Here is a 5,545-nt window from a genome sequence, read left to right as displayed (position 1 = left end):
CGGTCTGCTCGGCCATTTCCATCGCAGGAGCAGGCTCAACGGGAACTTCCGGCTCGCTCACGGGCTCATTAGCCATCGGCTCATCGACCGGCGCAGGCTCGACGGGTGCCTCGACCTCGGGCCCGGCAGCTTCCTCCGCCATCCCTATGGCGGAAGCAGGCTCAGCAGGGGCCTCGGGCTCATTCACAGGCTCATCAGCCATCGGCTCGGCGACCTGTTCGGGCTCGGCAGGTGCCTCGACATCAGGCTCGGCGGTCTGCTCGGCCATTTCCATCGCAGGAGCAGGCTCAACGGGAACTTCCGGCTCGCTCACGGACTCATCAGCCATCGGCTCATCGACCGGCGCAGGCTCGACGGGCGCCTCGACCTCGGGCTCGGCAGGTGCCTCCATCTCGGGCTCGGCGGTTACCTCGGCCATCTCCATAGCAGGAGCGGGCTCAACAGAGGCCTCCCGCTCGCTCATCGGCTCATCGGCCATCGGCTCGTCAACCGGTGCGGGCTCGACAGGCGCCTCGACCTCGGGCTCGGCTGCTTCCTCAGCCATCTCCATAGCAGGAGCGGGCTCAACGGAGGCCTCCGACTCGCTCACCGGCTCATCAGCCATCGGCTCGTCAACCGGCGCGGGTTCCGCAGAAGTCTGGGGACCAGGCTCTGAGGCGTCCTCGGCCATCTCCATCGCTGGCGTCGGTTCGGCCGGTGCTTCGGGCTTGGGCTGGTTCGACTGCGGCAGCGTATCGGCTTCGGCGACCACCAGCGGCTCTTCGGAGGGCGCCGCGTCCTCGGCCGGCAGGTCGAGCACGAAGTTGACTTCGGCACGGGCCACCACGCTGCCATCGGGATTGAGCATGTCCACGCGCACGCGCTGGGTGCCGGGCTCGAGCACATCGCTGGTTTCGGCGAGCCAGCGCCCACCGCGCACGACGGTTTCGGCGACCGCCTCATTGTCCACGTAAAGCCGGACGGCATAGCCGTCCTCGCCGGCGCCGGCGAAAAAGTTCAGGTCCCCGTCGATCTCGACGGCGTCGATGCTGGGCTGGGCGACAGCCACTGCCGGCGGAGCAGACGCTGCGGCGGGCTCTGATCCCGGCGCCATGGCATCAGTAGCCTCCGCCTCCGGTTCGGCGTCGTCCGTCTCTTCTTCGCGCGCAGCGTCATCGGCTGCCGGTTCATTCGCTTCTGCAGGCTCAGGGGTTTGATCGGGCTCGGCCGCATCATCCTGCGGCGCGGCGTCGGCCTCCGGGAATTCCTGCGGCTGGTCGGGCTCGTCCTCGGGCTCCGTCGTCCGGGCCTCGGGGGCGTCGGTGGGCTCGTCTCCGGCATCGGGAGCGCTGGCCACCTCGAAGGTCTCGAGCCCCTGAAGGATGCGGCTCGCCTCTCCGGGCTGCGCGGCGATGACCAGAGGTTCGCCGGCCCGGTCGTCCTGGACGACCACGATGATCGAAGTCTCCGCCTCGATGCCGGTCTCGGTGTCGAGAACGCGCAATTCGATACCGCCGGTCGGCAGCGGCTCGGTGGCCACAAAGGCCCAATCGCCGGCGCGGCCGGCCTCTTCACTGCCGATCACATCCTCGTCGGCGAAAATCTCGACGCGGGCTCCGGGCGTGGCACTGCCAGCCAGAACCATCGAGCCATCGGGCTCGACGCGCACGATGGAGAATTCCGGCGCGGCCGGTTCGGGCGCTCCGGCTGGCTCGGGCGCACTCTCTTGCTGGGATGGCTGGGCCGCGTCCTCGGGCGCTGCACTCCGGCCAGCCTCGGCGCTATCGGGCTCAGCGGTGGCCGTGGCGTCCGGCGCATCAGCCTCCTGCGTGGGCATCACAGGCTCGGCGTCGGCGACCTCGAGCGTGGATTCCTCATCATCGCCGGTCGCGGCCCGCGCGTCGTCCTGCACGATGTCGGCCTGCTCGTCCTCGTCAGCCTGCCCGACCTCGGGCTGGTCGGCCTCTTGCTCCTCGGTGGCGGCGGCGTCCGGCATCTCTGGCGCGTCATCGCCCTCCTCCGCCTCGCCCACACTCATCACGCCGTCGACCGGCATGCCCGTGGCGTCATCGGCAACGGTTGGCATTTCCTCGGGCGCAAACACCGTTTCGGCCATGCAGGGGCCGAAATCACCACGCTGGACGCATGAGACCATGCCCGGCCCGATCATGATGCCGGACACCAGAACCCCGGTGGCGATAACGGCGCCGACGGTCAGGACGACAGGTGTGAGGGGTTTGGCCAGTTTCGCCTCCTTGGCATGGTGATAACCCTGGCCATGCGCAAGCACTGCATGACCCAAGGGGAGAGAGATGAACTATTTACCCGCGGATGTCTTCATCAACTTATAGGTAAACGACTCATACAAGGCCTCAAAAGAGGCATCAATGATGTTGGGCGAAACGCCCACCGTAAACCAGCGCGCGCCAGTATCGTCGCGGCTTTCGATCAGAACGCGCGTGACCGCGCCCGTGCCCCCATTGAGTATACGCACCTTGAAGTCCACAAGTTCCAGATCGTCGATCCGCGCGGAATACTTGCCCAGGTCCTTGCGCATGGCAAGATCGAGCGCGTTGACCGGACCATTGCCCTCGGCCACCGACATATAGGTCTCGCCCTCGATATCGAGCTTGACCACCGCCTCGGACATGGTGACGAGTTCTCCGCGTGCATTGAAGCGGCGCTCCACAGTGGTGCGATAACTTGTGACGCGGAAGTATTCGGGGAGCGAGCCCAGCGCCTTATGGGCGAGAAGCACGAAGGAAGCCTCGGCGCCGTCATAGGAATAGCCGCGCGCCTCGCGCTCCTTGATCTGGCGCAGCAGCCGATCGAGCCGCGGATCGTCCTTGGCGATGTCGAATCCGGCGCGCCCCAGGAGCGACAAGAGGTTGGATTTGCCCGCCTGCTGGCTGACCATGACCGCCCGTTCATTGCCCACGCTTTCGGGCGGCACATGCTCATAGGTTGATGGATCCTTTGCCAGCGCCGAGGCGTGGATGCCCGCCTTGGTGGCAAAGGCCGACGCGCCCACATAGGGCGCCTGCCGGTTCGGCGCGCGGTTGAGGATTTCATCGAAGGCGCGCGACACATGGGTGAGGTTCCCGAGCGTTGCGCGGGTCACGCCCGTCTCCAGCTTCTCGGCATAAGCCGGCTTGAGCACGAGTGTCGGGATGAGCGACACCAGATTGGCATTGCCGCAGCGCTCGCCCAGCCCGTTGAGCGTGCCCTGGATCTGGCGCACCCCCGCCTCGATGGCGGCGAGGGAATTGGCCACCGCGTTGCCGGTGTCGTCATGGGCGTGGATGCCCAGCTTGTCGCCCGGCGCAACGGTCATGACGTCGGCGACGATCTCCCCGATCTCGGAGGGCAGCGTGCCGCCATTGGTGTCGCAGAGCGTGATCCAGCGGGCCCCGGCCCCGAGTGCGGTGCGCACGAACTCGAGCGCATAGGTCCGATTGGCCTTGTAGCCGTCAAAGAAGTGCTCGCAATCGACATGGGCTTCCTTGCCGGCGGCGATCGCGGCGGCGACGCTCTCTGCGAGGCTCTTGAGGTTTTCCTTCGTGGAGATGCCGAGCGCCAGCTTGACCTGATGGTCCCAGGCTTTCGAGACGAAGCACACCGCGTCGGACGCCGAACCCAGCAGTTCCTGGAGGCCCGGGTCGTTCTCGACCGAGCGCCCGGCGCGCTTGGTCATCCCGAAGGCCACGAAGCCGGCCCGGGAGACCCTCTTGCTTTCAAAGAACGCGGTGTCGACCACATTGGCGCCCGGATAACCGCCCTCGACATAATCGATACCGATGCCATCGAGCAGCGCGGCAATCGCCAGCTTGTCCTCGAGCGAGAATTCGACGCCCGCGGTCTGGGCGCCGTCGCGCAGGGTGGTATCGAACAGATAGAGGCGTTCCTTGGTCATTGGGTCCTACCGGTCTCTTGGCTCTTGTTCTGGCTCTTGTCTTGCCTGTCATCGTGGCCATCGCCCCTGCGCTCATCGTCGGGCTCTTTATCGGGGTGCTGGAAGTTTTGCAGCGCGCCATAGGCGCGCGCGGCTTCGGGCGTGTCGGCCAGTGGTTTTTCGGGCAGCGAAAGGAGGCTGGCCAGCCCCGGGTGGGCATTGGCGACCTCCAGCGCGTGATCGAAGCTGAGCGCTTCCGGGGTGTCGAAGGCGCCAAGCGCGATTGCGCAGCGTTCCGGGGACCACTCGAAGGTCAACGGTGTGCCGCAGCGGGGGCAGAACCCGCGCTCGGCGGCCGAAGAGCTTCTGAACCGGGTCGGGCGCTCGCCGATCCAGTCCAGGTGCTCGCTGGCCACCGCTGCATAGGCGCCGAACAGCCCGCCGGTCGCCTTCTGGCACATGCGGCAGTGGCAGGCGACGACCTTGATGAGCGGCCCCTTTATCCGGAACCGCACGGCGCCGCATTGGCAGCCTCCCGTCAGACGCGCGCTCACGGCTGCTGCTCGCGAGGCGGCCAGTCCTCGGTGTCGTGATCCGGGTGCTGGTTGGAGTGGATGCCCGCCATGAACTCACGCCACTCGTCGGGGTTCTCGCGCAGTGGCAGCGCGGTCAGCCGGTCGAAAAAGGCGAGCTTGTCGCCCGTATTGACCTGGATTTCGGGCGCGACTTTCTCGGGCTCATCGAACGCGCCGATGGCAAATTCCAGCCCGAACCGCGTTTCATAGGCGAGCGGGGTCCCGCACTCCCCGCAAAAGGCACGGCGCGCGGCGTTGGACGACTGGAACCATTTCGGCTGCCCGCGGGTCCAGTGCCCGTCATGGGTGGTGACCAGGGGCCCGAAAAAGCTGCCGAACGCCTTCTGGCACATGCGGCAATGGCAGATCGACCCCACCCCGACCAGCTTGGTGCCGAACCGGATCGCGCCGCACTGGCATCCGCCCGTGAGGGTTTCACTCGGCGTCATAGGGAGCCTCCTTTTGCAGCGCGTGCCAGATCGCATCGGCCACCGCCTGCGGCTCTGCGGTCAACTGGCTGTTCCAGACGCGCAGGAGGGTAAATCCACGGGCACCAAGCCACGCGTCCCTCGCGGTATCGGCGCGACTGTCCAGGTGCTGGCTGCCGTCGAGCTCGACGATCAGCCGCGCCGAATGGCAGACGAAATCGGCGATATAGGGCCCGATGGGCACCTGGCGGCGGAATTTGTAGCCGGCAAAGCGGCGGTCCTTGAGCAACAGCCACAGCCTGCGCTCGGCATCGGTGGGATTGCGCCGCATGGATTTGGCAAAGCCACGGTTGCGGCGGGGCGTTTCTGCACGACGCGAAGCATCAGCGAGCCGCCTGGACCCCTCATCCGTCTCGGGCCTGCGGCCCGATCCACCTTCTCCCTCAAGGGGAGAAGGGAGGCTGGGGCTGGGCGCAGGGGCGGAGGGGTTTTCCGCCTCGGCTGACACGGGGGAATGCGGCGCTGGCGTCTTCGCCCCCTTGTCTCCGTGCGAGAAAGAAATCGGTGTTGAGGGGGCGTGGCCTGAGCGCTCGGATTCTACCACGCGCGACCCCTCATCCGTCTCGGGCCTGCGGCCCGATCCACCTTCTCCCTCAAGGGGAGAAGGGAGG

Annotated in this window: 5 protein-coding genes; all 5 read right to left on the bottom strand. The window is 66.8% G+C overall.

Translation table 11 applies throughout. The annotated features are described in order from the left end of the window. Positions 1-2,269, bottom strand: a 2,269-nt coding sequence (locus tag EO136_RS18685; protein WP_164730681.1) for a hypothetical protein, incomplete at its 3' end; no start/stop codon positions are given. Positions 2,270-2,296: 27 nt separating this feature from the next. Further along, complete coding sequence (gene cimA, locus EO136_RS17730) at positions 2,297-3,892, bottom strand: citramalate synthase (protein ID WP_127145721.1); 1,596 nt, start codon at positions 3,890-3,892, stop codon at positions 2,297-2,299. Then, positions 3,889-4,425, bottom strand: coding sequence for a GFA family protein (locus EO136_RS17725; protein ID WP_206513362.1), 537 nt, complete (start codon positions 4,423-4,425; stop codon positions 3,889-3,891). Before EO136_RS17725 ends, cimA begins: the two co-directional genes overlap by 4 nt. Continuing rightward, a complete protein-coding gene (locus EO136_RS17720; protein WP_127145720.1) occupies positions 4,422-4,895 on the bottom strand; it encodes a GFA family protein in 474 nt (157 codons plus the stop codon). Before EO136_RS17720 ends, EO136_RS17725 begins: the two co-directional genes overlap by 4 nt. Further along, positions 4,882-5,382, bottom strand: a complete 501-nt coding sequence (locus tag EO136_RS19020; RefSeq protein WP_281280388.1) for an endonuclease domain-containing protein — start codon at positions 5,380-5,382, stop codon at positions 4,882-4,884. The genes EO136_RS17720 and EO136_RS19020 overlap by 14 nt, the downstream gene beginning before the upstream one ends. Positions 5,383-5,545: the final 163 nt, after the last annotated feature.

Origin of the sequence: Pelagibacterium montanilacus (assembly GCF_003992665.1) — a bacterium.
Lineage (GTDB): Bacteria > Pseudomonadota > Alphaproteobacteria > Rhizobiales > Devosiaceae > Pelagibacterium > Pelagibacterium montanilacus.
Note: the sequence above shows the minus strand (reverse complement) of the source record. Positions and strands in the feature narration are given on the sequence as shown.